Source organism: Streptomyces sp. NPDC029956, assembly GCF_055574655.1.
The window spans coordinates 36,822-62,821 of the sequence record NZ_JBVHZJ010000003.1; the positions used below are offsets into that span (position 1 = coordinate 36,822).

At 70.8% G+C, this 26,000-nt stretch carries 25 protein-coding genes; 17 read left to right on the plus strand and 8 right to left on the minus strand.

The annotated features are described in order from the left end of the window. Positions 1–58 precede the first annotated feature (58 nt). The 3 genes from ACZ4XX_RS02660 to ACZ4XX_RS02670 all read right to left on the minus strand — a co-directional run bounded on the left by ACZ4XX_RS02660 (position 59) and on the right by ACZ4XX_RS02670 (position 4,022). Positions 59–949, minus strand: coding sequence for a Yip1 family protein (locus ACZ4XX_RS02660; protein WP_468506185.1), 891 nt, complete (start codon positions 947–949; stop codon positions 59–61). Positions 950–1,164: 215 nt separating this feature from the next. After that, a complete protein-coding gene (locus ACZ4XX_RS02665; RefSeq protein ID WP_468506186.1) occupies positions 1,165–3,426 on the minus strand; it encodes a (Fe-S)-binding protein in 2,262 nt (753 codons plus the stop codon). Positions 3,427–3,533: 107 nt separating this feature from the next. Then, positions 3,534–4,022: a sugar transferase gene (locus ACZ4XX_RS02670; RefSeq protein WP_468506187.1), complete on the minus strand. Its 489-nt coding sequence runs from the start codon at positions 4,020–4,022 to the stop codon at positions 3,534–3,536. Between the two features lie 274 nt (positions 4,023–4,296). Here ACZ4XX_RS02670 and dnaK point away from each other — a divergent pair, with 274 nt between their 5' ends. Genes dnaK through ACZ4XX_RS02690 form a run of 4 tightly spaced genes read left to right on the plus strand, consistent with a single transcriptional unit; the run spans position 4,297 to position 8,475 of the window. Next, positions 4,297–6,141 carry a molecular chaperone DnaK gene (dnaK, locus tag ACZ4XX_RS02675; RefSeq protein WP_397998709.1) on the plus strand — a complete coding sequence of 615 codons (1,845 nt, stop codon included), beginning with the start codon at positions 4,297–4,299 and terminating at the stop codon, positions 6,139–6,141. Continuing rightward, a complete protein-coding gene (gene grpE / locus ACZ4XX_RS02680; protein ID WP_468506188.1) occupies positions 6,141–6,788 on the plus strand; it encodes a nucleotide exchange factor GrpE in 648 nt (215 codons plus the stop codon). Before dnaK ends, grpE begins: the two co-directional genes overlap by 1 nt. 57 nt (positions 6,789–6,845) lie before the next feature. Further along, positions 6,846–8,027, plus strand: a complete 1,182-nt coding sequence (gene dnaJ / locus ACZ4XX_RS02685; RefSeq protein ID WP_468506189.1) for a molecular chaperone DnaJ — start codon at positions 6,846–6,848, stop codon at positions 8,025–8,027. A 4-nt stretch (positions 8,028–8,031) separates the two neighbouring features. Then, complete coding sequence (locus ACZ4XX_RS02690; RefSeq protein WP_015034631.1) at positions 8,032–8,475, plus strand: heat shock protein transcriptional repressor HspR; 444 nt, start codon at positions 8,032–8,034, stop codon at positions 8,473–8,475. 99 nt (positions 8,476–8,574) lie between these two features. Here ACZ4XX_RS02690 and ACZ4XX_RS02695 read toward each other — a convergent pair whose 3' ends face one another. Continuing rightward, complete coding sequence (locus tag ACZ4XX_RS02695; protein WP_468506190.1) at positions 8,575–9,048, minus strand: hypothetical protein; 474 nt, start codon at positions 9,046–9,048, stop codon at positions 8,575–8,577. A gap of 44 nt (positions 9,049–9,092) precedes the next feature. Then, positions 9,093–10,097 carry a hypothetical protein gene (locus ACZ4XX_RS02700; RefSeq protein WP_030323607.1) on the minus strand — a complete coding sequence of 335 codons (1,005 nt, stop codon included), beginning with the start codon at positions 10,095–10,097 and terminating at the stop codon, positions 9,093–9,095. A 107-nt stretch (positions 10,098–10,204) separates the two neighbouring features. Here ACZ4XX_RS02700 and ACZ4XX_RS02705 point away from each other — a divergent pair, with 107 nt between their 5' ends. Together ACZ4XX_RS02705 and ACZ4XX_RS02710 are read left to right on the plus strand one after the other, a co-directional pair. Further along, on the plus strand, positions 10,205–10,468 hold the full coding sequence (locus tag ACZ4XX_RS02705) for a hypothetical protein (protein ID WP_468506191.1): 264 nt from the start codon (positions 10,205–10,207) through the stop codon (positions 10,466–10,468). Beyond that, positions 10,465–10,785 (plus strand): Rieske (2Fe-2S) protein, encoded by a 321-nt coding sequence (locus tag ACZ4XX_RS02710; protein WP_030323603.1) that lies wholly within the window; start codon positions 10,465–10,467, stop codon positions 10,783–10,785. Before ACZ4XX_RS02705 ends, ACZ4XX_RS02710 begins: the two co-directional genes overlap by 4 nt. Positions 10,786–10,953: 168 nt before the next feature. Here ACZ4XX_RS02710 and ACZ4XX_RS02715 read toward each other — a convergent pair whose 3' ends face one another. Further along, positions 10,954–11,358: a pyridoxamine 5'-phosphate oxidase family protein gene (locus ACZ4XX_RS02715; RefSeq protein ID WP_468506192.1), complete on the minus strand. Its 405-nt coding sequence runs from the start codon at positions 11,356–11,358 to the stop codon at positions 10,954–10,956. A gap of 122 nt (positions 11,359–11,480) precedes the next feature. Here ACZ4XX_RS02715 and clpB point away from each other — a divergent pair, with 122 nt between their 5' ends. Further along, positions 11,481–14,081: an ATP-dependent chaperone ClpB gene (clpB, locus tag ACZ4XX_RS02720; protein ID WP_468506193.1), complete on the plus strand. Its 2,601-nt coding sequence runs from the start codon at positions 11,481–11,483 to the stop codon at positions 14,079–14,081. Positions 14,082–14,190: 109 nt separating this feature from the next. Here clpB and ACZ4XX_RS02725 read toward each other — a convergent pair whose 3' ends face one another. Then, positions 14,191–14,610, minus strand: coding sequence for a hypothetical protein (locus ACZ4XX_RS02725; protein WP_468506194.1), 420 nt, complete (start codon positions 14,608–14,610; stop codon positions 14,191–14,193). 140 nt (positions 14,611–14,750) lie between these two features. Here ACZ4XX_RS02725 and ACZ4XX_RS02730 point away from each other — a divergent pair, with 140 nt between their 5' ends. Beyond that, positions 14,751–15,287: a type III secretion system chaperone family protein gene (locus ACZ4XX_RS02730; protein WP_073908242.1), complete on the plus strand. Its 537-nt coding sequence runs from the start codon at positions 14,751–14,753 to the stop codon at positions 15,285–15,287. A 78-nt stretch (positions 15,288–15,365) separates the two neighbouring features. Here ACZ4XX_RS02730 and ACZ4XX_RS02735 read toward each other — a convergent pair whose 3' ends face one another. Next, complete coding sequence (locus tag ACZ4XX_RS02735) at positions 15,366–16,535, minus strand: pyridoxal phosphate-dependent aminotransferase (RefSeq protein WP_468506195.1); 1,170 nt, start codon at positions 16,533–16,535, stop codon at positions 15,366–15,368. A 100-nt stretch (positions 16,536–16,635) separates the two neighbouring features. On the opposite strand from ACZ4XX_RS02735, the gene ACZ4XX_RS02740 reads away from it, so the two are divergent. The 9 genes from ACZ4XX_RS02740 to ACZ4XX_RS02780 all read left to right on the plus strand — a co-directional run bounded on the left by ACZ4XX_RS02740 (position 16,636) and on the right by ACZ4XX_RS02780 (position 25,995). Next, positions 16,636–16,878, plus strand: a complete 243-nt coding sequence (locus ACZ4XX_RS02740; protein ID WP_468506196.1) for a hypothetical protein — start codon at positions 16,636–16,638, stop codon at positions 16,876–16,878. A gap of 288 nt (positions 16,879–17,166) precedes the next feature. Then, positions 17,167–17,685: a DUF2617 family protein gene (locus tag ACZ4XX_RS02745; RefSeq protein WP_468506197.1), complete on the plus strand. Its 519-nt coding sequence runs from the start codon at positions 17,167–17,169 to the stop codon at positions 17,683–17,685. Between the two features lie 75 nt (positions 17,686–17,760). After that, positions 17,761–19,434, plus strand: a complete 1,674-nt coding sequence (locus tag ACZ4XX_RS02750; protein WP_468506198.1) for a polyamine aminopropyltransferase — start codon at positions 17,761–17,763, stop codon at positions 19,432–19,434. Positions 19,435–19,637: 203 nt separating this feature from the next. Next, on the plus strand, positions 19,638–20,501 hold the full coding sequence (locus ACZ4XX_RS02755) for an SRPBCC family protein (protein WP_468506199.1): 864 nt from the start codon (positions 19,638–19,640) through the stop codon (positions 20,499–20,501). Positions 20,502–20,525: 24 nt separating this feature from the next. Next, entirely contained in the window at positions 20,526–21,311 is a 786-nt protein-coding gene (locus ACZ4XX_RS02760) for an aldose epimerase family protein (protein ID WP_468506375.1), read from the plus strand. Positions 21,312–21,346: 35 nt separating this feature from the next. Further along, entirely contained in the window at positions 21,347–21,886 is a 540-nt protein-coding gene (gene pyrE, locus ACZ4XX_RS02765) for an orotate phosphoribosyltransferase (protein WP_468506200.1), read from the plus strand. A gap of 222 nt (positions 21,887–22,108) precedes the next feature. Beyond that, positions 22,109–23,131, plus strand: coding sequence for a class II fructose-bisphosphate aldolase (gene fbaA / locus ACZ4XX_RS02770; RefSeq protein ID WP_266893598.1), 1,023 nt, complete (start codon positions 22,109–22,111; stop codon positions 23,129–23,131). Positions 23,132–23,217: 86 nt separating this feature from the next. After that, complete coding sequence (locus ACZ4XX_RS02775; RefSeq protein ID WP_468506201.1) at positions 23,218–24,408, plus strand: MalY/PatB family protein; 1,191 nt, start codon at positions 23,218–23,220, stop codon at positions 24,406–24,408. A 132-nt stretch (positions 24,409–24,540) separates the two neighbouring features. Continuing rightward, positions 24,541–25,995, plus strand: coding sequence for an MFS transporter (locus ACZ4XX_RS02780; protein ID WP_468506202.1), 1,455 nt, complete (start codon positions 24,541–24,543; stop codon positions 25,993–25,995). The last annotated feature ends 5 nt before the right edge of the window (positions 25,996–26,000 follow it).

Below are 26,000 nucleotides of genomic sequence, written 5' to 3' on the forward strand. Positions count from 1 at the left end.
CGTGAGAGAGGCCCCCACCGGATGCGGTGGGGGCCTCTTCGCGTCGTGTTCCGTGCCGTCAGAGGGTGCCGAGCTTGATCAGGCTCAGCAGCGCCACCAGCTGGATCGCCGACGCGCCCAGCGCCTTCGGCCACGGCAGGTCGTGCGAGCGGCTCACCATCATCGTGAAGAGCGCCCCGGCCGCCAGCCAGGTCAGCCAGCCGATCACCTGGACCAGGCCGTTCTCGCCGCCCAGGAAGAGCGCGAAGACGAGCCGCGGCGCGTCCGTGATCGACATGATCAGCATCGACAGGCCGACCGTCGGCTGCCACGCCCCGTCGCCGCCCAGCTGGCGCGCCAGCGTGTGCGTCACCGAGCCCAGGATCAGACCGCCGACGACGAAGCCGAGGGCGGTCATCAGGACGTACGGGATCGCCGTCGACAGGGTCGCGTTGATGGCCTCGTCGCGCGCCTTGTCGAAGCCGAAGATCGCGAGCAGCCCGTAGAGGAAGGTGACGACCAGCGCCGGGCCCCACACGGCGTGGTCCCGCATCCGCAGGAACGTGTCCGCCGGGCGCAGCACGATGCCGCTGAGGAGCGCCTTCCACGGGAGCCGGGGGCCCGTCGGGACGGGCGCGGCACCGGCGTGGTGGGTCGCGGCGTTGCCGTAGGGGTCGTCGACGCTGAACATCTGGGTGTGGCCCGGGTTGTTCGCCGTCGCCGCGTGCGGGTGCTGCGGCTGGCCGTACGGCTCGCCGAAGTACTCGGGCTCCCCGTAGGGCTGCCCCTGGTGCCCCTGCTGGTGCCCCTGCTGGTGCCCTTGGCGCCCCTGGTGCCCCTGCGGTGGCTGCTGTTGCCACTGCTGCTGCGGGTACGGCGGCGGGGCCGCGTTGTGCCCGTACGGCGCCTGCTGCGGTTGATTGTGCGGGGGGCGGTTGTCCCGGCCGCGTCCGTTCCTGAATCCAGCCACGTCGTCGAACGTACCCGCTTCCGCCGTGCGGGCGCTCCTCGGACCTGTCCTTGCCACTGAGCTGTGACATCCCCTAGGGGGTTGAGCGGATCCGCTGTGGGCTGTGACACGGTCGGTGGGCAGGCTGCGGCCGTCGTCGCGACCGGCATGACGAAGAGGGCCGCCCCGCGATCTCGCGGGGCGGCCCTCCCTCATGTACCGGGTGGTACCGGGTCCTACTTCGCCGGTTCCGGCTCCGGCTCCTCGGCCGGCTCCGGCTCCGGGTCCACCGGGGTCTTCACCGATTCGAGGAGCAGCTGGGCCACGTCCACGACGGTGACGGACTCCTTGGCCTTGCCCTCGTTCTTCTTGCCGTTGACCGAGTCGGTCAGCATGACCAGGCAGAACGGGCAGGCGGTGGAGACGATGTCCGGGTTGAGGGACAGGGCCTCCTCGACGCGCTCGTTGTTGATGCGCTTGCCGATCCGCTCCTCCATCCACATCCGGGCACCACCGGCGCCGCAGCAGAAGCCGCGCTCCTTGTGGCGGTGCATCTCCTGCTGGCGCAGGCCGGGGACGGCGGACATGATCTCGCGCGGCGGCGTGTAGACCTTGTTGTGACGGCCCAGGTAGCACGGGTCGTGGTAGGTGATCAGACCGTCGACCGGGGTCACCGGGACCAGCTTGCCCTCGTCGATGAGGTGCTGGAGCAGCTGGGTGTGGTGGATGACCTCGTACTCGCCGCCGAGCTGCGGGTACTCGTTGGCGATCGTGTTGAAGCAGTGCGGGCAGGTCGAGACGATCCGCTTCGCCGACTTCGGCTTCCTGGTCGACTCGTCCTCGTCGTCCTCGCCGAACGCCATGTTCAGCATCGCGACGTTCTCCTGGGCGAGCTGCTGGAACAGCGGCTCGTTGCCGAGGCGGCGGGGGGAGTCACCGGTGCACTTCTCGTCGCCGCCCATGATCGCGAACTTGACGCCCGCCATGTGCAGCAGCTCGGCGAAGGCCTTGGTGGTCTTCTTGGCCCGGTCCTCCAGGGCTCCGGCGCAGCCGACCCAGTAGAGGTAGTCGAACTCCGAGAGGTCTTCGACGTCCTTGCCGACGATCGGGACCTCGAAGTCGACCTCCTTGGTCCACTCGACGCGCTGCTTCTTCGCCAGGCCCCAGGGGTTGCCCTTCTTCTCCAGGTTCTTGAGCATCGTGCCCGCCTCGGACGGGAACGCGGACTCGATCATCACCTGGTAGCGGCGCATGTCGACGATGTGGTCGATGTGCTCGATGTCGACCGGGCACTGTTCGACGCAGGCGCCGCAGGTGGTGCAGGACCACAGGACGTCCGGGTCGATGACGCCGTTCTCCTCGGCGGTGCCGATGAGGGGGCGCTCGGCCTCGGCGATCGCCGACGCGGGGACGTCCTTGAGCTGCTCCTCGGTGGCCTTCTCGTTGCCCTCCATGTCCTTGCCGCCGCCGGCGAGCAGGTACGGCGCCTTGGCGTGCGCGTGGTCGCGCAGCGACATGATGAGGAGCTTGGGGGAGAGGGGCTTGCCGGTGTTCCAGGCGGGGCACTGCGACTGGCAGCGGCCGCACTCGGTGCAGGTGGAGAAGTCGAGGATGCCCTTCCAGGAGAACTGCTCGACCTGGGAGACACCGAAGACGGCGTCCTCGGCCGGGTCCTCCCAGTCGATCTCCTTGCCCGCCGTCGTCATCGGCTGGAGCGCGCCCAGCGCGGTGGAGCCGTCGGCGTTCCGCTTGAACCAGATGTTCGGGAAGCCGAGGAAGCGGTGCCAGGCGACGCCCATGTTCGTGTTGAGCGAGACCGTGATCATCCAGGTGAAGGACGTGACGATCTTGAGCGCGGCGACGAAGTAGGTCAGGTGCTGGATGGTGCTCAGGTCCAGGTTGTCGAGCAGCGCGATCAGCGGGTACGAGGCGAAGAAGCCCGGCTCCCAGCTCGTCACGTGGTGCTGGACGCCTTCGAGGGCCCGCAGCGTCATGATGCAGAGGCCGACGATCAGGATGACGGCCTCGACGAAGTACGCCTGGCCGGTCTTGGAGCCCGCGAAGCGGGACTTGCGGCCCGCCCTGGTCGGCTTGCTGAGCTGCCGGATCACGATGAGGGTCACGATGCCCAGGACCGTCATCAGACCGAGGAACTCGGTGAAGATCTCGTACGGCAGCCAGTCGCCGATGATCGGGATCAGCCAGTCGGCCTGGAAGAGCTGGCCGAAGGCGTTCACGATCGTCAGGAGCAGCGAGAAGAAGCCCACCGCGACGAACCAGTGCGCGAAGCCGACGATGCCCCAGCGGTTCATCCGGGTGTGGCCGAGGAATTCCTTGACCAGGGTCACGGTGCGCTGGGTGGGGTCTCCGGTGCGGGTGCCGGCGGGCACGGGCTGCCCGAGGCGCACGAACCGGTAGATCTGCACGGTGGCACGGCCGAACAGCGCGACGGCCACCACCGTGATGGCGATCGACACGATGATCGCGGCGAGTTGCATGAGGGGCTCCTCGGGCGGGCCTACTAAGCGGTAACTTATGGAGTCCGTGCTGAGATTACCCGTTCGGGGCCCCGTGCTGTAGCGGCGCTCGCGGTGATCTGTGTCGCTCAGGCAAACCTTGCCGCGCGCCGTCTGCGGACTGCTGGAAGCGTACGCGCCAGGATCGACAGGTCCATCCCCAGCCAGTGGTGGTCCACGTAGTGCAGGTCGAGCAGCTCGCGCTCCTCCCACGGCAGGTCCGAGCGTCCGCTGATCTGCCACGGGCCGGTCAGTCCGGGGCGCACGGAGAGCCGACGGCGCCCCTCGCCCGCGCACTCGCGGTGGCCCGGGGTCAGTGGACACGGTCCGACCAGCGACATCCGGCCGCCGACGACGTGCACGAGGAGCGGCAGCGCGGCCAGCGGGCTCTTCGTGCGGAAGGTCAGCATCGTGAAGGGTTCTCCCTCCAAGCCTGCCACCGTGCGGCGGCGCAGCACGCCCCGGCCGGGGGTGGCCGAGCCGAGGGCGACCGAGAGGGCGACGGCGGCGAGCAGGGGGGACAGGGCGACCAGGAGGGCGAGCCCGCCCATGACGTCGAACGTGCGCTTGGCCGTCATTCCCGCACCCTTCCGAGCATTCCCCACACCCTTCCGAGCGACGAACGAGAATCATGGGATATTCGTGGGATATGGCTGGTTTGCCCGACATGGGGCGATCGGACTCTCTCATGCGACACCCGGTCCGACCAGGGATCGACGCGCGCTCGACTCCGTATGAGCGAGATAAAGGGCGAAGAGTTGAGCCCCCTCCACTCAGGTCTGTTGACGCGGTCCGCGTCGTCATGCATCCTTGAGTCAGATCCACTCAAGTACGTCAGCTGGAGGAACCGAAATGGCACGTGCGGTCGGCATCGACCTGGGCACGACTAACTCCGTCGTCAGCGTTCTCGAAGGCGGCGAGCCCACCGTCATCACCAACGCCGAGGGCGCCAGGACCACGCCGTCCGTCGTCGCCTTCGCGAAGAACGGCGAGGTGCTCGTCGGCGAGGTGGCCAAGCGTCAGGCCGTCACCAACGTCGACAGGACCATCCGGTCGGTCAAGCGCCACATGGGCACCGACTGGAAGATCGAGATCGACGGCAAGAACTTCAACCCGCAGCAGATGAGCGCCTTCATCCTGCAGAAGCTGAAGCGCGACGCCGAGGCCTACCTGGGCGAGAAGGTCGTCGACGCGGTCATCACCGTGCCGGCGTACTTCAACGACTCCGAGCGCCAGGCCACCAAGGAGGCCGGTGAGATCGCGGGCCTCAACGTCCTGCGCATCGTCAACGAGCCGACCGCGGCCGCCCTCGCGTACGGCCTCGACAAGGACGACCAGACGATCCTCGTCTTCGACCTCGGTGGCGGCACCTTCGACGTGTCCCTCCTGGAGATCGGCGACGGCGTCGTCGAGGTGAAGGCCACCAACGGTGACAACCACCTCGGTGGTGACGACTGGGACCAGCGCGTCGTCGACTACCTGGTGACGCAGTTCCAGAACGGCCACGGCGTGGACCTGGCCAAGGACAAGATGGCTCTCCAGCGTCTCCGCGAGGCCGCGGAGAAGGCGAAGATCGAGCTCTCGTCCTCGACCGAGACCTCCATCAACCTGCCGTACATCACGGCCTCCGCCGAGGGCCCGCTGCACCTGGACGAGAAGCTCACCCGAGCCCAGTTCCAGCAGCTCACCTCGGACCTGCTCGACCGCTGCAAGGTGCCGTTCCACAACGTCATCAAGGACGCGGGCATCAACCTCTCCGAGATCGACCACGTCGTTCTCGTCGGTGGTTCGACCCGCATGCCGGCCGTCGCCGAGCTCGTCAAGGAGCTGACCGGCGGTCAGGACGCCAACAAGGGCGTCAACCCGGACGAGGTCGTCGCCATCGGCGCCGCGCTCCAGGCCGGTGTCCTCAAGGGTGAGGTCAAGGACGTCCTGCTCCTCGACGTGACCCCGCTGTCCCTCGGTATCGAGACCAAGGGCGGCATCATGACCAAGCTCATCGAGCGCAACACCACGATCCCGACCAAGCGGTCCGAGATCTTCACGACGGCCGAGGACAACCAGCCGTCCGTGCAGATCCAGGTCTACCAGGGCGAGCGCGAGATCGCGGCGTACAACAAGAAGCTCGGCATGTTCGAGCTGACCGGTCTGCCGCCGGCCCCGCGTGGCGTCCCGCAGATCGAGGTCGCCTTCGACATCGACGCCAACGGCATCATGCACGTGACCGCGAAGGACCTCGGCACGGGCAAGGAGCAGAAGATGACCGTCACCGGCGGCTCCTCGCTGCCGAAGGACGAGGTCGACCGGATGCGCCAGGAGGCCGAGCAGTACGCGGACGAGGACCACCGTCGCCGCGAGGCCGCCGAGTCCCGCAACCAGGGCGAGCAGCTCGTCTACCAGACGGAGAAGTTCCTCAAGGACAACGAGGACAAGGTCCCCGGTGACGTCAAGGCCGAGGTCGAGGCCTCGCTCGTCGAGCTGAAGGAGAAGCTCAAGGGCGAGGACACCGCCGAGATCCGCACCGCCACCGAGAAGGTCGCGGCCGTCTCCCAGAAGCTCGGCCAGGCGCTCTACGCCGACGCCCAGGGCGCGCAGGCCGCGGGCGGCGATGCAGGTGGCCAGCAGGCCCAGGCCGACGACGACGTCGTCGACGCCGAGATCGTGGACGAGGACAAGCCGAAGGGCGGCGCTGCCTGATGTCGGAGGAGACCCCGGGCTTCGAGGAGAAGCCCGAAGTCCCCGCCGACGGCACGCCCGAGGAGCCCGAGACCGCCGCTGCCTCCGCCGACAAGGCGGAGGGGGCGGCCCCGGCCGGGGACGCAACTGACGTAGCTCTGCTGGCGCAGCTGGACCAGGCACGCAAGGCGCTCGAGGAGCGCACCGCGGACCTCCAGCGGCTCCAGGCCGAGTACCAGAACTACCGCCGCCGCGTGGAGCGGGACCGGGTCACGGTCAAGGAGATCGCCGTCGCGGGCCTCCTGAGCGACCTGCTCCCGGTGCTCGACGACGTCGGCCGGGCCCGGGACCACGGCGAGCTCGTGGGCGGGTTCAAGTCGGTGGCCGAATCGCTGGAGACCGTCGTCGCGAAGATGGGTCTGCAGCAGTTCGGCAAGGAGGGCGAGCCCTTCGACCCGACGATCCACGAGGCCCTGATGCACTCGTACGCGCCGGACGTCACCGAGACGACGTGCGTGGCGATCCTGCAGCCGGGGTACCGGATCGGCGAGCGGACCATCCGGCCCGCCCGCGTGGCCGTCGCCGAGCCCCAGCCGGGCGCGGCACCGGCCAAGGACGATGCCAAGTCGTCCACTGACGAGGAGAGCGGTGCCCCCGAAGAGGGGTAGCGCGACCGACCGCACAGCGGTGACACACCCCGGAGCAGTCCGGAAGGAGGGACGTCGATGAGCACGAAGGACTTCGTCGAGAAGGACTACTACAAGGTTCTCGGCGTCCCCAAGGACGCCACCGAGGCCGAGATCAAGAAGGCGTACCGGAAGCTCGCCCGCGAGAACCACCCGGACGCCAACAAGAACGACGCCAAGGCCGAGGAGCGCTTCAAGGAGATCTCCGAGGCGAACGACATCCTCGGCGACCCCAAGAAGCGCAAGGAGTACGACGAGGCCCGCGCCCTCTTCGGGAACGGCGGCTTCCGGTCACCCGGAGGCCCCGGCGGCGGCTCGTTCAACTTCGACCTGGGTGACCTCTTCGGAGGCACCCAGGGCGGCGCGGGCGGCGGCTTCGGCGGTGGCGGCGGCGGCATCGGGGACGTCTTCGGCGGCCTGTTCAACCGCGGCGCCGGCGGGGGCCCCCGTACCCAGCCGCGACGCGGTCAGGACATCGAGTCCGAGGTGACGCTCAGCTTCACCGAGGCCATCGAGGGCGCGACCGTACCGCTGCGGATGTCCAGCCAGCAGCCGTGCACGGCGTGTTCGGGCACCGGCGACAAGAACGGCACCCCCAGGGTGTGCCCGACCTGCGTCGGCACCGGACAGGTCTCGCGCGGCAGCGGCGGCGGTTTCTCGCTCACCGACCCGTGCGTGGACTGCAAGGGCCGCGGCCTCATCGCCGAGAACCCCTGCGAGATCTGCAAGGGCAGCGGGCGGGCGAAGTCCTCCCGCACCATGCAGGTCCGCATCCCGGCGGGTGTCTCGGACAACCAGAGGATCCGGCTGCGCGGCAAGGGAGCACCGGGGGAGCGCGGCGGGCAGAACGGCGACCTGTACGTCGTGGTGCACGTCGACACCCACCCGGTCTTCGGTCGCAAGGACGACAACCTCACCGTCACCGTGCCGGTCTCCTTCACGGAGGCGGCGCTCGGCGGCGAGATCAAGGTGCCGACCCTCGGCGGCCCCGCGGTCACCCTCAAGCTGCCCGCGGGCACTCCGAACGGCCGGACCATGCGCGCCCGGGGCAAGGGCGCGGTCCGCAAGGACGGCACGCGCGGCGACCTGCTCGTGACGGTCGAGGTCGCGGTGCCGAAGGAGCTGGACGACAAGGCACGTGACGCCCTGGAGACCTACCGCGAGGCGACCGCCTCCGAGGACCCTCGGGCGGAGCTGTTCCAGGCCGCGAAGGGAGCGTGACCCGGTGGACGGACGCCGACGCAATCCGTACGAACTGACCGACGAGTCGCCGGTGTACGTCATCTCGGTGGCGGCCCAGCTCTCCGGTCTGCATCCGCAGACCCTGCGTCAGTACGACCGTCTCGGTCTGGTCTCCCCGGACCGTACGGCGGGTCGTGGCCGGCGCTACTCCGCCCGTGACATCGAGCTGCTCCGTCAGGTGCAGCAGTTGTCGCAGGACGAGGGCATCAACCTGGCCGGGATCAAGCGCATCATCGAGCTGGAGAACCAGGTCGCGGCGCTGCAGAGCCGGATCGCGGAGCTGTCGGCCGCCGTCGACGGCGCGGCGGCGGCGATGCGGCAGCGCGAGGCCCAGGTGCACGCCTCGTACCGGCGCGATCTGGTGCCGTACCAGGACGTGCAGCAGGCGAGTGCGCTGGTGGTCTGGCGTCCCAAGCGCGGCGAGTAGTCCCCGACCGCGCGGTGAGCGGTTCCTGAACGCGTGAAGCCCCTTCCACGGCTGTGGAAGGGGCTTCACGCGCGTACGGGGCCGCGGGCCTGCGGGCGGCTACGGGGTGAGCTCCGCCACGATGTCGCCGAGCGTCTCCCACCAGGGCGCGGCGCCCGTGCCGAACGCGGCGGCGAGGGCGGTGCCGACGGCGTGGTCGAGCGGGGTGAGGGCGGCGGCCGGGTTCCAGTCGGCGTCGACCCTGCCGTCGCCGGAGGACTCCAGGGTGCCGAGCGACTTCCCGTTCCGGGTGAGCCGGCTGTCCACGTACGAGCAGGGGACGAGCCGGTAGCGGACGCCGTCGACGCGGACGTCGACCCGGTAGGAGCGCCGCAGCAGTCGTGCGCGGGCCGGCCTGATGACGGCGGGTTCCCCGCCCACCGCCAGCGCGAGCAGGTCGGGCTTGCGGGTGCCTATCGGCGTGTGGGTGTCGGGGCGGGTCCCGGGGGCCCGTACGAGCTCCACGGTGGGCAGGTCGTGCCCGGAGACGCGGAGGGTCCCGGCGGGCCCGTCGAGGTCGATCTGTACGTACACGGTGGTGAGTTGTCCCGTTCGACGCTGGTCGGGTGTCTGGGTGGTCAGTTGTCTCCCTCGAGGATGCCCGACTGCGCGATCAGGTAGCCGAGCTGGGCCCGGCTGCCGCTGCCGAGGGCGGCGGCGAGTTTGGCGATGTGGGCGCGGCAGGTGCGCACGTTCATGCCGAGGCGGCGGGCGATGGCCTCGTCGACGTGGCCCTCGACGAGGAGTTTGGCGATGGAGCGCTGGACGCCGCCTATGCCGTCCACGGAGGGGCTGTACGGGATCTCGTCCTCCCACGGCACGCCGTGCAGCCAGAACTGGTCGAAGACACCGACGAGGTACTGGACGAGGCCCTCGTGGCGGAGTTCGAGGGCGACCTGGCGGTCGCTGCGCGCGGGCACGAAGGCGACCTTGCGGTCGACGATGATCAGCCGGTCGACGATCTCCTCGAGGGTGCGCAGTTCGAGTCCGTACGGCGCGACGCGTTCGACGTAGGCCAGCGTGGCGGGATGGTGCCGTGCCGTGTGCTGGTAGAGCGTCCGCATCCGGACACCGCGGTCGAGGAGCGGTTCCATGCGGCGCAGGGCGGCTTCGAGGGTCTCGGGGCGGCGGCCGCTGCCGGGCTGGATGGTGAGGAGTTCCTCGGTGCACTCGTTGATGGCGCGGTCGAGGGCGGCGTTGATGACGCTGAGGCCTTCGAGGACCGTGATGGCCTGGGCGCCGGACGGATCCTGGGTGTGGATCGCCATGAACGGCTCGAAAGCGTCCGCGAGGGCTATCGCGTGCTGCCGCCGGACCTGTATCTCCTGCTCGATGGGGTGCACGAGCTGGTTCAGGGCGATCGACGGCGGCACGGGGCGCAGGCACTGGCTGTCGTCCGGGTCCGGGTGCAGGAGGGAGAGTTCCCTCAGGCAGGGGGCGGCTTCGGCGTCTGCGCGGGCTATGCGGCCGGTGCGGAGCGCACTCGCATAGAGCTCCTTGCCCACGTCGCATAGTTCACCGTGACTGTGCTTATGACCGGACTCGTCGCATTCTCGCCTCATTTGCACCCCCCTCAGGGTCATGAATTACAGGAACATGATGCCCGGGTTGGCTGGTGGAAAGGGTCGGGAGTGAGCCATCGTCTTACTCGCGGGGGGGAGGTAGTGATCAAAAGAGGTGGAGATCGGCCATGACCAGGATGGTTCGTGCACTTAGCGCCATAGCCGTTGCGGCGGCTGCTCTCGGCGCACTCGCCGTCGGCGAGCCCTCGTGGGAGAGCACCCCGGCGCATTCCGTGGCAGGACCGGACGAGCCCTCGTGGGAGAGCAACCCGGCGCACGACGTGTGGGCGGGACCCGGCGAACCCTCGTGGGAGAGCTCTCCCCGGGACGCCGTGCTCGCCGCTCCCAGCGAGCCGTCCTGGGAGATCGATTCCAGGGGCGCCGGGGCGTGACCGTGCCGCCGGACGACCCCAGGTTCCGCCGGGAGATGGCTTCGGCCTACCGGTCCGGGTGGCACTTCGTCGACCTCGCCACGGCAATCCCCCACCGTGGCGACGCGCTGAAGATCACCCTCTTCGGAGAGCCGATCGTGGTGGCACGGGAGCAGGACGAGGATGTCCGCGCCTACCGCTGCCTCCGCCGTCCCCGCGGCGCACCACAGCCCATCCGCTGTGCCATCCGGTACGGCATGATCTTCGTCAACCTCGACCAGCGGGACCACCAGCTGATCGAGCCCGAGACCATCACCGCCACCCCCCGCAGTGCCTGAGCGATTCCCCCGTCGTTGTAGATCGCTCCGGCACTTCCCCCACACAGCGGCGCCATCGCGGACCTGAAACGCGATGGCGCCGCTGTGCTGCCCGGATGCCCTCGTACGGGGACATCCGGCTGTTTCCGTACGGGGCCGTCCGGTGCGTTCCGTACGGGGCCGAGTCCCTCAGGCGCGTCCCATCGCCCGCGTCAGGGCGATCTCGATGACGACACGGTCCGGGTTCTCCGCCGGCGTGCGCCCGTAGCGCTCCGCGTAGCGCCCCACCGCGTCCGCGACCACCTCCGCCTCCGTACGGATGTGCGCGACGCCCTCCAGGGTGGCCCAGCGGCCCTTGTCGACCTGGCAGACCGCCACCCGCGCGCCGTCCGCGCCCGCCGCCAGGACGTTGGCGACCTTCCGGCTGTGCTTGTTGGTGATGACCCGGGCGTATCCGCCCTCGGGGTCGTAGGTGACGCCCACCGCCACGACGTGCGGAGTGCCGTCCGGGCGCGGGGTGGTCAGGGTGCACATGTGGTACTCGCGCCAGAAGCCGAGGTACGAGTCGGAGGGGTTCTTCGGGTCGGTCGCCATGCACGGAAACTACCCGGGGCGGAGCTCCCTTCGACACCTTGAGCGCAATCGACTCAACTTTGTGTACTCTGGATGAGTCATAAAGGGAGAGGACCCGAAGCAACCCAGGAGGAGCACCGCACGTGGACGCCGAACTGACCAACCGGAGCCGGGACGCCATCAACGCGGCGAGCAGCCGCGCCGTGTCCGAGGGGCACGCCGACCTGACCCCGGCGCACCTTCTGCTCGCGCTGCTCACCGGTCAGGACAACGAGAACATCACCGACCTGTTCGCCGCCGTCGAGGCCGACCAGGCGTTCGTGCGCACCGGCGCGGAGCGGCTGCTCGCCGCCCTGCCGAGCGTCACCGGCTCCACGGTCGCGCCCCCGCAGCCCACCCGCGACTTCCTCGCGGTCATCGCCGACGCCGACCGTCGGGCGAAGGAGCTCGGTGACGACTTCCTGTCCACCGAGCACCTCCTCATCGGGATCGCGGCCAAGGGCGGCCCGGCCGGTGAGATCCTCGACGGGCAGGGCGCGAGCGCATCGAAGCTGCTCGACGCCTTCGAGAAGAGCAGGGGAGGACGCCGGGTGACCACACCCGACCCGGAGGGGCAGTACAAGGCGCTGGAGAAGTTCGGTACGGACTTCACGGCCGCCGCGCGCGAGGGCAAGCTGGACCCGGTCATCGGCCGCGACCACGAGATCCGCCGCGTCGTGCAGGTGCTGTCCCGCCGCACCAAGAACAACCCGGTCCTCATCGGTGAGCCCGGCGTCGGCAAGACCGCCGTCGTCGAGGGCCTCGCCCAGCGGATCGTGAAGGGCGACGTACCCGAGTCGCTCAAGAACAAGCGGCTGGTCTCGCTCGACCTCGGTGCGATGGTCGCCGGAGCCAAGTACCGCGGCGAGTTCGAGGAGCGCCTGAAGACCGTCCTCGCCGAGATCAAGGCGAGCGACGGCCAGATCATCACCTTCATCGACGAGCTGCACACGGTCGTCGGCGCAGGCGCCGGCGGCGACTCCTCCATGGACGCGGGCAACATGCTCAAGCCCATGCTGGCCCGCGGCGAGCTGCGGATGGTCGGCGCGACCACCCTCGACGAGTACCGCGAGCGGATCGAGAAGGACCCCGCCCTGGAGCGCCGTTTCCAGCAGGTCCTGGTCGCCGAGCCCACGGTCGAGGACACCATCGCGATCCTCCGCGGGCTCAAGGGCCGGTACGAGGCCCACCACAAGGTGCAGATCAACGACTCCGCGCTGGTGGCCGCCGCGACCCTCTCCGACCGGTACATCACCTCCCGCTTCCTCCCCGACAAGGCCATCGACCTCGTCGACGAGGCCGCCTCCCGGCTCCGGATGGAGATCGACTCCTCGCCCGTCGAGATCGACGAGCTGCAGCGCTCCGTGGACCGGCTCCGCATGGAGGAGCTGGCCCTCAAGAACGAGACGGACGCGGCGAGCAAGCAGCGCCTGGAGAAGCTGCGGCGCGACCTCGCCGACCGCGAGGAGGAGCTGCGCGGCCTGACCGCCCGCTGGGAGAAGGAGAAGCAGTCCCTCAACCGGGTCGGCGAGCTGAAGGAACGCCTCGACGAGACCCGCGGCCGCGCCGAGCGCGCCCAGCGCGACGGCGACTTCGACACCGCGTCCAAGCTGCTCTACGGGGAGATCCCGGCCCTGGAGCGGGAGCTGGAGGAGGCGAGCGAGGCCGAGGCCCAGCAGGAGTCCTCCAAGGACAGCATGGTCAAGGACGAGGTCGGCCCCGACGACATCGCGGACGTCGTCGGCGCCTGGACCGGCATCCCCGCCGGGCGTCTCCTGGAGGGCGAGACGCAGAAGCTGCTGCGCATGGAGGACGAGCTCGGCCGGCGGCTGATCGGCCAGTCCGAGGCCGTCCAGGCCGTCTCCGACGCCGTGCGCCGCACCCGCGCGGGCATCGCCGACCCCGACCGCCCCACCGGTTCCTTCCTCTTCCTCGGCCCCACGGGCGTCGGCAAGACGGAGCTGGCGAAGGCGCTCGCGGACTTCCTCTTCGACGACGAGCGGGCCATGATCCGCATCGACATGTCGGAGTACGGCGAGAAGCACAGCGTCGCCCGGCTGGTCGGCGCGCCTCCCGGCTACGTCGGGTACGAGGAGGGCGGCCAGCTCACGGAGGCGGTCCGCCGCCGCCCGTACAGCGTGGTCCTGCTCGACGAGGTGGAGAAGGCGCACCCGGAGGTCTTCGACGTCCTGCTCCAGGTCCTGGACGACGGCCGGCTGACCGACGGGCAGGGGCGGACGGTGGACTTCCGCAACACCATCCTGATCCTCACGTCGAACCTGGGCAGCCAGTACCTGGTCGACCCGCTGACCCCGGCGGACGTGAAGAAGCAGCAGGTCATGGACGTCGTCAGGGCGAGCTTCAAGCCGGAGTTCCTCAACCGGCTCGACGACCTGGTGGTCTTCTCCGCCCTCGACCGGGCCGAGCTGGGCCGGATCGCGAGCCTCCAGATCGACCGGCTCGCGAAGCGGCTCGCCGAGCGGCGGCTCACCCTGGACGTCACCCAGGAGGCACTGGAGTGGCTCGCGGAGGAGGGCAACGACCCGGCGTACGGCGCCCGGCCGCTGCGCCGCCTCATCCAGACGGCGATCGGCGACCGGCTCGCCAAGGAGATCCTCGCGGGCGAGGTCAGGGACGGCGACACGGTCCGCGTGGACCGCTTCGAGGACGGTCTGATCGTGGGGCCGGCGGCCGCCGACGCGTGACGGCCCGGCCGTGCCCCCCCCGGGCCGTGCTCCCGGCGTGCCCCCGGGCCGTGCCCCCTGGCCGGTGCCCCCGGCCGTGGGTCACGGCGGGCGTCCGCCGGGGGCACGGTCAGGTGTCGAAGGCCTCCACGTGGACGCGGGCGGTGACCCCGTCCTCGTACGCGACCTCGACCTTCACGTACAGCACCTCGTCGAACGACACGTTCAGGCAGTGGTCCCGCGGGCAGGAGTACGGGGGCTCACCGGTCGGATAGGTCGCTTCCAGCCACGTGGCGACCTCGGCGCGAGGCATCCGGAAGTCGGCCGTGGCGTGGGTGTCCTGCCAGTGGGCCGCCGTGCAGCGCGCGTCCTGGGCGCCCGCGGGGAGCTCTCCGCGGGCGAAGGTCATCACCTCGGAGCAGTCGACCTGTTTCGTCTCGCCGATCTCGCTCCAGGCCATCGCGCCCCACACCACGAAGGCCACCGGACCGCCGCAGACCAGGGTCACCAGGACGGAGACCCAGACCCAGGTCCACGGGCGCGGCTTCACGGGCCCGCGCTCATTCCCCGTTTTCTCCCCCATGGGCACCAGATCTTGTCAGCCCGCAGCGGATCGCGGGAGGTGGGACTTGCCACGTACCGCCCGGCATGGGGGAGGATGGCGAGCATCCGTACGAAGGGAAATACACGGTGAGCATCGACCCGTCCTCGATTCCGAATTTCGGGGGCCAGCCCCAGCCTCAGGCCGCAGGACCGGCGGGCCCCGTCGTCCCCGACCAGGACCTCGTCAAGCAGCTCCTCGAACAGATGGAGCTGAAGTACGTCATCGACGACGAGGGCGACCTCGCGGCGCCGTGGGAGGAATTCCGCACGTACTTCATGTTCCGCGGCGAGGACGAGCAGCAGGTCTTCTCGGTGCGGACGTTCTACGACCGCCCGCACTCGGCCGACGACCGCGCCAAGATCCTCGACGCGATCGACGACTGGAACCGCCGCACCCTGTGGCCGAAGGTCTACACCCACCTGCACGAGGAGGAGGACGGCTCCGCCACCCTCCGCCTCATCGGTGAGGCCCAGATGCTGATCGGCACCGGCGTCGCCCTGGAGCACTTCGTGTCCTCCACGGTCAGCTGGGTCCGTGCCTCCATCGAGTTCGACAAGTGGGTCGTCGAGCAGTTCGGCCTGGAGTCCCCCGAGGACAAGGCCGCGGGCGACGAAGAGGCCTGAGCCTCCCCCGCACACGACAGGAGCCCGTCCCCTTCCGAGGGGACGGGCTCCTGTCGTGTGCGGGGGTGCGGCCTGGTGTCAGGCCAGCCCCTTGAGCCGGGAGACGGCCTCCTCCAGGACCTCGGTCTTCTTGCAGAAGGCGAAGCGGACGAAGGGGGCGCCGGCCTCGCGGTGGTCGTAGAAGACGGCGTTCGGGATGGCGACGAGACCGGCGCGCTCGGGCAGCGAGCGGCAGAAGGCGAAGCCGTCCTCGGCGCCGAGGGGGCGGATGTCGGTGGTGACGAAGTAGGTGCCGGCGGGCTTGTAGACGGCGAAGCCCGCCTGTGCGAGGCCCTCGCTCAGCAGGTCCCGCTTGGCGGAGAGCTCCGCGCGGAGGGTGTCGAAGTACGAGGCCGGGAGGCGGAGCGCCTCGGCGATCGCGTACTGGAAGGGGCCGGAGGACACGTACGTGAGGAACTGCTTGGCCGAGCGGACCGCGGAGGTCAGCTCGGGGCTCGCGGTGATCCAGCCGACCTTCCAGCCGGTGAACGAGAACGTCTTGCCGGCCGAGCCGATGGTGACCGTGCGCTCCCGCATCCCCGGCAGGCTCGCGATCGGCACGTGCTCGGCGTCGTCGAAGACCAGGTGCTCGTACACCTCGTCGGTGACGACGAGCAGGTCCCGCTCGACGGCGAGCTCGGCGACGGCGGTCAGCTCGGCCCGGGTGAGGACGGTGCCGGTGGGGTTGTGCGGGGTGTTGAGGAGGATCAGCCGGGTCCGGTCGGTGACGGCGGCCCGCAGTTCGTCGAGGTCGAGGACGTAGGCCCCGTCGTGGGGGCGGAGGGTGACGGGGACCCGGGTGCCGCCGGCCATCGCGACACAGGCGGCGTACGAGTCGTAGTACGGCTCCAGGGCGATGACCTCGTCGCCAGGTTCGACGAGGGCGAGCAGGGACGCCGCGATCGCCTCGGTGGCGCCCGCGGTGACGAGCACCTCCGTGTCCGGGTCGTAGGCGAGGCCGTACCGGTCCCGCTGGTGGTCGGCGACGGCCGACCGCAGCTCGGGGACGCCGGGGCCGGGCGGGTACTGGTTGCCGCGGCCGTCCCGCAGCGCGCGGACCGCCGCTTCCCGGATCTCCTCGGGGCCGTCGGTGTCGGGGAAGCCCTGACCGAGGTTGATCGCCCCGGTCCTGGCGGCGAGCGCGGACATCTCGGCGAAGATCGTCGTCCCGAACTCGGCGAGGCGGCGGTTGAGCGGCGGTCGTGTCATGACGGCCATCCTGCGGCGAAGCTCTGGACTTCCTCAAGTGCGCTTTGACGGGACGCGGCGGCGGGAATCTCCCTCGCACAAGAGAACGGGGGTAGTACTGATGGAAATCTTCTTCATCGTTCTGGGCATCGCGGTGTTCATGTGGCTCGTCTCCATGTTCCGGGGCGCGTTCCGCAGCAGCGGGCCGCGGCGGCGGGGCTCGCGGTCGAGCGACGGCAGCATCACCTGGGTGGACGGCGGCAGCGCGAGCAGCTGCGGTGGCGGCGGCTCCAGCTCCTGCGGCGGGTCCTCCAGCTCCTGTGGTGGCGGTGGCGGCGGTGGCGGCTGCGGCGGCGGAAGCTGACCACGGATCGGCTCCGCAGCCGTGTGGCACGTGACGTGGGCAATCTTCAGGGACTTGTCGATCACTTCTGATTGAACAATTGAACTGTGGGGTCCCCGAAGGGGTTGGAAAACACAGCAAGTTGGGTAAAAACGCTGCGAGTCGTCCGGCGTCCGTGGTTCTCTCGCTCCTGACAGAGACAGCCCTCGGACCGTGTGTGGACCCGAGTCGGCGATTCCCCACTCCCGTTGAACCCTTCTCCGGGGCGCCCCCGGCCCACCCGTCAAACCGTGTTTGCGGAGCCGACCCATGCTCACCACCCTGAAAACCTCCTACACCGACACCCGCGCGGCCGATCTGGCCTGGGCCCTCGGGCGCGAGCCGCTGCCCGCGCTCGCCGTGCTCGATCTCGAACTCTCCGGCGCCAAGCTGCAGTTGAGGCTGCTCGGCGCCTCCCACCAGGTCCTCCTGGAAGAGGAGGACCGCAGCTGCTCGGAGACCGTCGCCTGCATGCCGGGCAGCAGCACCCCGCTGCCGCTCGGTGTCTCCAAGCGCTTCGGCGCATGGGAGTACGAATTCGCCGCCCGTGTCGAGACGCTCTCGCACGGCTCCTTCGCGGGCCGGGCGCAGGAGTTGCTGGCACTCGTCGCCGACCATCCCAACGGGCTCGCGGGGACCTTTCCCGGCTCCCCGCACGCCTTCACGGCGATGCTGGCGCAGCGCCACGAGGGCCAGGTGCGCTGGCGCACCTGGCACGCCTACCCGCAGGAAGGGCAGTTGGTGGTGACCAGGACGCGTATCGGCGCACGTATGCCTGCAACGCTCTGATACGCCCTCCTGGAGCCCCAGATCCACTCGTGTGGGTGACAGGAGGCGCCCTTGTCGTGACGTAGCGTTACGGTCATGATCGAGCCGACCGTGACCATGCCGCCCGAGAGGGTGCGGCGGGCGCCCGTGCGGCGGCCCGAGCCGCCGCGCGAGACGGTGCGGTTCCCGGTCCTCGCGGTGGTCTTCGTCTGCGCCGCCTGCGGCCTGGTCTACGAACTCGAACTCGTCGCGCTCGCCTCCTACCTGATCGGCGACTCGGTCACCCAGGCCTCCGTCGTGCTCTCCGTCATGGTCTTCGCCATGGGAGTGGGCTCGCTCCTCGCCAAGGCGCTGCGCTGCCGCGCCGCCGTCGGCTTCGGCCTGGTCGAGGCCGGGCTCGCGCTCGTCGGCGGCACCTCGGCGATGGTGCTGTACGCGGCCTTCGCCTGGTTCGGCGAATCGCGGTACGTCCTCGTGGCGTTCTCGCTCGCCATCGGGGTGCTCATCGGCGCCGAGATCCCGCTCCTGATGTCGCTCATACAGCAGGGCGACCGGTCGGGCCGGTCCGGGCGGAAGGCCTCGCTCGGGGAGCAGGACGACGCCGCAGGGACGGTCGCCGACCTCTTCGCCGCCGACTACGTCGGCGCCCTGGTCGGCGGTCTCGCCTTTCCCTTCCTGCTGCTGCCCTGGCTCGGCCAGCTCACCGGCGCCCTCGTCACCGGCGCGGTCAACGCCGTGGCGGGCGGCGGCCTCGTCCTCTGGGTGTTCCGCCGCGATCTGACACCCCGCTCCCGGGCCCTGATCGTCGCGGTGAACGTGTCGGTCCTCGCCGTCCTCGCCACCGCGACCGTGCTCGTCGACGACTTCGAACAGGCCGCGAGGCGGGCGGTGTACGGGGAGCGGGTGCGGGTCGCCGTCCACACCGGCCTCCAGGAGATCGTCGTGACCGGGGGCCGCGAAGGCCCGCCCGACCTGTTCCTCGACGGCCGTCTCCGCGTGGCGGGCCAGGACGAGTACCGCTACCACGAGGCCCTCGTCCACCCCGCGATGAACGGCGCGCACGCCCGCGTGCTGATCGTCGGCGGCGGAGACGGCATGGCCGCCCGCGAGGCCCTGCGCTACCCCGGGGTCCGCTCCGTCACCGTCGTCGAACTCGACCCGGGAGTCGTCCGCCTCGCCCGGACGGACCCCGCCCTCGCCAGGCTCAACGGGCAGGCGTTCCGCGACCGGCGCGTCCGGGTGGTCCACGCGGACGCCTTCCACTGGCTGCGAGGCGCCACCGATCATCTGCAGGAACGGTACGACGTGGTGATCTCCGATCTGCCCGATCCCGGAATCACCCCCAGCGCCAAGCTGTACGCGCAGGAGTTCTACGGACTCGTGGCCCAGGTCCTCACCCCCTCCGGACGGTTCGCCGTGCACGCCGGGTCCGTCACCGACCGGCCCCGCATCTACTGGACCGTGGACGCCACCCTGCACGCGGCCGGCTTCGCGACCCGCCCCTACAGCGCGAGCGGCCGCACCCCCGGCTTCGCCGCCGGACCTGACCGCGCCGACAGCGCCGGTGGTACGGGGCGGGGTCCCGGCGACTGGGGCTTCCTCCTGGCTGTACGGGGCAGCCGCCCGCCCGCCCTCGGCCTCGCCCCCGACGCGCCCCGGCTGCGTTCGCTCGGCGAGGACACCCTGGAGGCCGCGGCGCGGCGCGCCGAGCGCGGCCGGGACGCCGAACTGCCCCCGTCGACGCTGGTGCACCCGCGGTACGGAGGCTGAAGGTTTCGGCAGGAGGGCCACGGCAGGAGGGCCACGGCGGGAGGCCACGGCGGGAGGCCACGGCGGGAGGGCGGCGCCGGGATGCGGCTGGGGGAGGGCCGCCGGCGGGGGCGGCCGGCGGGAGGGCGGCGGAGGCGGCGCGGGAACCGGGTTCCGTGCCGAACGGGCGACGCCGCGCCCCCGTCTGAGTAGGCTCGGCTTCCATGGAGCATGAGGTGTTCGTCCCGGTCCCGGCCGAGGTTCTGCGTGCGACGCTCACGGACCCGGCCCGGGTGGTGCGCTGCGTCCCCGGCCTCCAGCGCGACGCCGACGCGGAGGCGGGTCCCCTGACGGGCCGGCTCAAGGTGCGGATCGGCGGCAACACCATCACCTACCGGGGCGCCCTGAAGGTCGTCGAGCGGGACGGTGCCATCACCTACGAGGGCCGGGGAACCGAGGCCCGGGGCAAGGGCACGGCGGAGCTGTCGCTCACCGTCGTCCTCACTCCGGTGGCCGAGGGCACCAGCATGAGCTTCACCGGCGCCCTGACGGCGGACGGCCGGCTCGCCGAGGCGACGGACGAGGCCCGGTCCACGGCGGGCGCGCGGATGCTCGACAGGTTCGTGGAGGGGCTGGCGGCGCTGGCGGAGGAGCCGGACACGCCCGAGGAGCCGGCTCCCGAGGAGACGGCTCCCGAAGAGACGGCTGCCGCCGCCGACGGCGTCGCCGAGCTCGACTCCGACGACGACGGGGTCGACGACGGTGTCGAGGAGCCGCACCGGAGTTCCGTCTTCGACGCGCCGGTGCCGCCGCCCTCCCTCGACCCCCTCCTGGACGAGGACATCGGCGCCACGCCCATCGAGTTCCCCGCCCCGCAGCCCGCCGCCGAGGCCGCCCACGCCCGCCGGACCATGATCGGCCGGAGCGCCGAGGAGGTCGACCACGCACCTCCCCGCGGCCGGTACGCCCCGGTTCCCGCGCCCGAGGCGTCGAGCGCCGGTGCCACCCTGCGCTGGATCGCCCCCGCCGCGGCCCTCGCGCTCGCTTCCGCCGTGGTCGTCGGCCGCGCACTGCGCCGACGCCGCTGACACGATTAGGGTCGGGGCGTGAGCATGCAGACGCGACTGACGGCGGGCGACGCCGAGTTGACCATCAGCCCCGAGAACGGCTGCCGGATCGAGAGCCTGCGCATCGGCGGCACCGAGGTGCTGCGCCAGGGCGAGCGGTTCGGCGCCTTCCCGATGGTGCCCTGGTGCGGGCGGACCGAGAACGGCCTCTTCCGCAACGGGGCCACCAGCCATCAGCTGCCGGTCAACGCACCCCCGCACGCCATCCACGGCACCGTCCGTGACCTCGCCTGGAAGACCGCGAGGGTCTCCGCGACCGAGGCCGTCTTCACCTGCGAGCTCGGTGACCCGTGGCCGTACAAGGGCACGGTCACCCAGATCTTCGAGCTGGCCGAGGACGCCCTCACCCTTCGCTTCGGCGTCGAGACCTACGACGACTCCTTCCCGGCACAGGCCGGCTGGCACCCCTGGTTCCTGCGGAACCTCGGCCGGGGCGGCCAGGACGTGCGGCTCGACTTCACCCCGGCCTGGCAGGAGGAGCGCGGTGACGACCACCTCCCGACCGGACGCAGGATCGACCCCACCCCCGGCCCCTGGGACGACTGCTTCGGCATGCCCGAGGGCGTCGACGTCACCCTCACCTGGCCGGATGAGCTGGAACTGAAGGTCACCAGCCGCGCCGAGTGGGTCGTGGTCTACGACGAGCCCGAGGAGGCCGTCTGCGTCGAGCCGCAGTCCGGTCCGCCGAACGGCCTCAACACCCACCCCCGTCTGGTCACCCCGATCGACCCCCTGGAGGTCGGGAGCACCTGGCGCTGGCGGCGGCTCTGAGCCGTGGCGCCGCGGCGCCCCTTAAGCTGCTGACCATGACTGACGTACGCGCTGAGCTGCTCCAGCAGATCAAGGACAAGGCCGTGGTGCACGGCAAGGTGACCCTCTCCTCGGGTCTGGAAGCCGACTACTACATCGACCTGCGCCGGATCACGCTGGACGGCGAGGCCGCGCCGCTGGTGGGTCAGGTCATGCTCGACCTGACGGCCGATCTGGACTTCGACTGTGTCGGCGGTCTGACCCTGGGCGCCGACCCGGTCGCGACCTCGATGCTGCACGCCTCCGCCGCGCGCGGGCAGCGCCTGGACGCCTTCGTCGTCCGGAAGGCGCAGAAGGCGCACGGCATGCAGCGCCGCATCGAGGGCACGGACGTCAAGGGCCGTCGCTGCCTCGTCGTCGAGGACACCTCGACCACCGGCGGCTCGCCGCTGACCGCCGTGGAGGCCGTCCGTGAGGCCGGCGGCGAGGTCGTCGCCGTCGCCACGATCGTCGACCGGGGCGCCGCAGAGGCCATCGCGGGGGCGGGTCTGGCGTACCTCACCGGCTACCAGCTGGCGGATCTCGGCCTGGCGTAACCGCCGCGAAGTCGTGACTTAGGTCCTGGACCGTAGTGATAACTGTCCTGACCTGCATTTTTACCAAGGGGCGGGGTGTTTCACGTGAAACACCCCGCCCCTTGTCATGCCGGGCCCGTGGGAGCCCGGAGAAGAGTCTGGAAGGATGGGCGTCGACGATGACGTCGCCCCCAGGTCAGGGACAGCAACGCACACACCCCGCACATCACAAGGAGCGGACGAATGCCCATCGCAACCCCCGAGGTCTACAACGAGATGCTCGACCGGGCGAAGGCAGGCAAGTTCGCCTACCCGGCCATCAACGTGACTTCGTCCCAGACCCTGCACGCCGCCCTGCGCGGCTTCGCTGAGGCCGAGAGCGACGGCATCATCCAGATCTCGACCGGCGGAGCCGAGTTCCTGGGCGGCCAGTACAACAAGGACATGGTCACGGGCGCCGTTGCCCTGGCCGAGTTCGCGCACATCGTCGCCGCGAAGTACGACATCACGGTCGCGCTGCACACCGACCACTGCCCGAAGGACAAGCTGGACGGCTACGTCCGTCCGCTGCTCGACGTCTCCGCCGAGCGCGTCGCCCGCGGCGAGAACCCGCTGTTCCAGTCGCACATGTGGGACGGCTCCGCCGAGACCCTCGCCGACAACCTGGCCATCGGCCAGGAGCTGCTCGCGAAGGCCGCCGCCGCCAAGATCATCCTCGAGGTCGAGATCACCCCGACCGGTGGCGAGGAGGACGGCGTCACCCACGAGATCAACGACGAGCTGTACACCACCGTCGACGACGCGCTCCGCACCGCCGAGGCCCTCGGCCTGGGCGAGAAGGGCCGCTACCTGCTCGCCGCCTCCTTCGGCAACGTGCACGGCGTCTACAAGCCGGGCAACGTCGTCCTCCGCCCGGAGCTCCTCAAGGACCTCCAGGCCGGCGTCGCCGAGAAGTACGGCAAGGCCTCCCCGTTCGACTTCGTCTTCCACGGCGGCTCGGGCTCCACGGCCGAGGAGATCGCCACCGCGCTGGAGAACGGCGTCGTGAAGATGAACCTCGACACCGACACGCAGTACGCCTTCACGCGTCCGGTGGCGAACCACATGTTCAAGAACTACGACGGTGTCCTGAAGGTCGACGGCGAGGTCGGCATCAAGTCGACCTACGACCCGCGCACCTGGGGCAAGCTGGCCGAGGCCGGCATGGCCGTCCGGGTGACCGAGGCGTGCGCGGCGCTGCGCTCGACCGGCACCAAGCTGAAGTAAGCGCTGAATCACGCGTTGTACGAGCGGCCCGGTGCCCCCACCCTGGTGTGGGGGTGCCGGGCCCTCGGCATGTCTGGAGGAGAGAGATGTCCGGAGGAGAGACCACGGTGACGACGACGTACGACTTCGACCGGGAGATCGACCGCCGCGGGACCTGGTCGGTCCAGTGGGACGGGATCGCGGACCGCTTCGGCGTCCCCGACCTGCTCCCCTTCACCATCTCCGACATGGACTTCGCCTCCCCGCCGGAGGTCCTCGCGGCCCTGCGCGACCGCGTCGAGCACGGGGTCTTCGGCTACACCGACTGGCGGCTCGGCGAGTTCCGCGAGGCGATACGCCACTGGTACGCCACCCGGTACGACGCCGAGATCGACACGGACTCCCTGGTGTACGCGCCCTCCGTGCTCAACCAGCTCTCCCAGCTCCTGCGGATGTGGACCGAACCCGGTGACGGCGTCGTCGTCCACACCCCCACGTACGACGGCTTCCGCAAGGCCGTCACCGGGCTCGGGCGCGAGCTGCGCGGCGTCCCGCTCGGCGACACAGAGGCCCTCGAACGGGAGCTGGCCCGGCCGGACAGCAAGGTCCTGCTGCTCTGCTCCCCGCACAACCCGACCGGCCGGGTGTGGACGGAGGACGAGCTCCGGGAGTTCGCCGCGCTCGCCGAACGCCACGGCGCGGCCGTCGTCAGCGACGAGATCCACGCCGACCTGACCACCGAGGGCCACCGCCACATCCCGTGGACCCGGATCGCCGAGCGGGGCCGCGGCCGGCGCTGGGCGCTGATCACCTCGGCCACCAAGGCCTTCAACTTCCCCGCGCTCTCCGGCTCGTACGGGATCGTCGGCGACCCCGACGAGCGCGCGGCCTTCGTCCGGCGCATGGAGACCGGCGAGGGGCTCGCCTCGCCGGCCGTGCTCTCGCTGACCGCCCACATCGCCGCGTACCGGCACGGCGCGGCCTGGCTGGACGAGCTGCGGGCGTACGTGGCGGGCACGATGGAGTCGGTCCGGGAGCGGCTGGCCGAGGGCCTGCCGGGGGTGGTCTGGGAGCCCCCGCAGGCCGGCTACCTGGCCTGGATCGACCTGCGGCCGCTCGGCATCGAGGAGACCCGGCTCCAGGAGGAGCTGGTGACCGTCGAGAAGGTCGCGATCATGCCGGGCGGGGTCTACGGCACGCCGGGCTTCGTCCGGCTGAACGTGGGCTGCACCCGCAAGAAGGCCGAGCGGGGCGTGGACGCCCTCGTCCGGGCGGCGGGGCGGCTGCGGACCGCCTGACACGGGCCTCGCGAGGCAGCGCGGGGGCCTCCTGGTCCCGTGGGCTGCGCACCGGCCGACACGGGCGTCGCGGGGGCGTCGGACGCCCGCACCGGGGTGCACGCGGACGCCTCCGCGAGGACCATGGCTGGCATGGGCGAGCGCGATGTGCGGATGGCCTCCAGGACCGGGCGATGGATCCTGTTCACGACCGTCCTCGGCTCCGGCATGGCGCTGCTCGACTCCACCGTCGTCAACGTGGCGCTGCCGCACATCGGCGAGGACCTGGGCGCCGACCTGGCCGTTCTCCAGTGGACGGTCAACGCCTACATGCTCACCCTGGCCGGGCTGATCCTGCTCGGCGGATCGCTCGGCGACCGCTTCGGGCGGCGGCGGGTCTTCGTGATCGGCGTGGTGTGGTTCGCGCTCGCCTCGCTCCTGTGCGGCATCGCCCCGAACGCCGGGGTGCTCATCGCCGCCCGCGCCCTCCAGGGCGTGGGCGGGGCGCTGCTCACCCCGGGGTCGCTGGCGCTGATCCAGGCGAGTTTCCACGAGGACGACCGGGCCAGGGCGGTCGGGCTGTGGTCCGGCTTCGGCGGTGTGGGGGCGGCGATCGGGCCGTTCGTGGGCGGCTGGCTGGTGGACGGGCCGGGCTGGCGGTGGGTGTTCCTGCTGAACGTGCCGCTCGCCGCCCTCTGCGTCCCCGTCGCGCTGAGGCACGTCCCCGAATCGCGGGACGAGACCGCGCACGGCCGCTTCGACGTGCTCGGCGCGGTCCTGGGCGCGGCGGCGCTCGCGCTCGTGACGTACGCGCTGATCGGCGAGGCCTGGTGGGCGGGGGCGGCCGGGATCCTCGTCGGCGCCTGGTTCGTGGTGGTGGAGCGGCGGCGCGGCGAGCGCGCGATGGTGCCGTCGTCGATCTTCGCGTCCCGGATGTTCACCGCGGTCAACCTGGTCACCCTGTGCGTGTACGCCGCGTTCGGCGGCTTCTTCTTCCTGGCCGCCCTCCAGCTCCAGGTGGTGGCCGGCTACTCGGCGCTCGGTGCCGGTACGGCGCTGCTGCCCACGACCGTCCTGATGCTGCTGCTCTCGGCGAAGTCGGGGGAGCTGGGGGAGCGGATCGGGCCCCGGATCCCGCTGACGGTGGGGCCGCTGCTGTGCGCCGCGGGCATGCTCCTGATGCTGCGGGTCGGCGAGGACGCCTCGTACGTACGGGACGTGCTGCCGGCGCTGCTGGTGCTCGGGCTCGGGATGACGGCCCTGGTCGCGCCGCTGACCGCGACCGTGCTCGCCTCGGTGGACGTGTCCCGGGCGGGCCTGGCCAGCGGCATCAACAACGCGGCGGCGCGGGCGGCCGGGCTGCTCGCTGTGGCCGCGCTGCCGATGCTCGCCGGGATGGGCCCGGAGGCGTACCTCTCGGCGGAGGAGTTCGGGGCGACGTTCCGGCGGGCGATGCCGATGTGCGCGGGGATCCTGGTGGTGGGCGCGGTGATCGCGTGGACGACGATGCGGACGCCGGCGGGGGCGGGCTGCCACCCGGAGTGCAAGGTGCACTGCGGTGTGTCGTCCCCGCCCCTCGACCCGGGACAGCGGGACGCCTCGGCCTGAGGGGC

Excerpts from the sequence above, each read along its gene's own strand:
- ACZ4XX_RS02665 (WP_468506186.1), bottom strand. The coding sequence starts at position 3,426 with ATGCAACTCGCCGCGATCATCGTGTCGATCGCCATCACGGTGGTGGCC.
- ACZ4XX_RS02670 (WP_468506187.1), bottom strand. The coding sequence starts at position 4,022 with ATGACGGCCAAGCGCACGTTCGACGTCATGGGCGGGCTCGCCCTCCTG.
- dnaK (WP_397998709.1), top strand. The coding sequence starts at position 4,297 with ATGGCACGTGCGGTCGGCATCGACCTGGGCACGACTAACTCCGTCGTC.
- grpE (WP_468506188.1), top strand. The coding sequence starts at position 6,141 with ATGTCGGAGGAGACCCCGGGCTTCGAGGAGAAGCCCGAAGTCCCCGCC.
- dnaJ (WP_468506189.1), top strand. The coding sequence starts at position 6,846 with ATGAGCACGAAGGACTTCGTCGAGAAGGACTACTACAAGGTTCTCGGC.
- ACZ4XX_RS02700 (WP_030323607.1), bottom strand. The coding sequence starts at position 10,097 with ATGACCCTGAGGGGGGTGCAAATGAGGCGAGAATGCGACGAGTCCGGT.
- ACZ4XX_RS02705 (WP_468506191.1), top strand. The coding sequence starts at position 10,205 with ATGACCAGGATGGTTCGTGCACTTAGCGCCATAGCCGTTGCGGCGGCT.
- ACZ4XX_RS02715 (WP_468506192.1), bottom strand. The coding sequence starts at position 11,358 with ATGGCGACCGACCCGAAGAACCCCTCCGACTCGTACCTCGGCTTCTGG.
- ACZ4XX_RS02735 (WP_468506195.1), bottom strand. The coding sequence starts at position 16,535 with ATGACACGACCGCCGCTCAACCGCCGCCTCGCCGAGTTCGGGACGACG.
- ACZ4XX_RS02740 (WP_468506196.1), top strand. The coding sequence starts at position 16,636 with ATGGAAATCTTCTTCATCGTTCTGGGCATCGCGGTGTTCATGTGGCTC.
- ACZ4XX_RS02745 (WP_468506197.1), top strand. The coding sequence starts at position 17,167 with ATGCTCACCACCCTGAAAACCTCCTACACCGACACCCGCGCGGCCGAT.
- ACZ4XX_RS02750 (WP_468506198.1), top strand. The coding sequence starts at position 17,761 with ATGATCGAGCCGACCGTGACCATGCCGCCCGAGAGGGTGCGGCGGGCG.
- ACZ4XX_RS02755 (WP_468506199.1), top strand. The coding sequence starts at position 19,638 with ATGGAGCATGAGGTGTTCGTCCCGGTCCCGGCCGAGGTTCTGCGTGCG.
- ACZ4XX_RS02760 (WP_468506375.1), top strand. The coding sequence starts at position 20,526 with ATGCAGACGCGACTGACGGCGGGCGACGCCGAGTTGACCATCAGCCCC.
- pyrE (WP_468506200.1), top strand. The coding sequence starts at position 21,347 with ATGACTGACGTACGCGCTGAGCTGCTCCAGCAGATCAAGGACAAGGCC.
- fbaA (WP_266893598.1), top strand. The coding sequence starts at position 22,109 with ATGCCCATCGCAACCCCCGAGGTCTACAACGAGATGCTCGACCGGGCG.
- ACZ4XX_RS02775 (WP_468506201.1), top strand. The coding sequence starts at position 23,218 with ATGTCCGGAGGAGAGACCACGGTGACGACGACGTACGACTTCGACCGG.
- ACZ4XX_RS02780 (WP_468506202.1), top strand. The coding sequence starts at position 24,541 with ATGGGCGAGCGCGATGTGCGGATGGCCTCCAGGACCGGGCGATGGATC.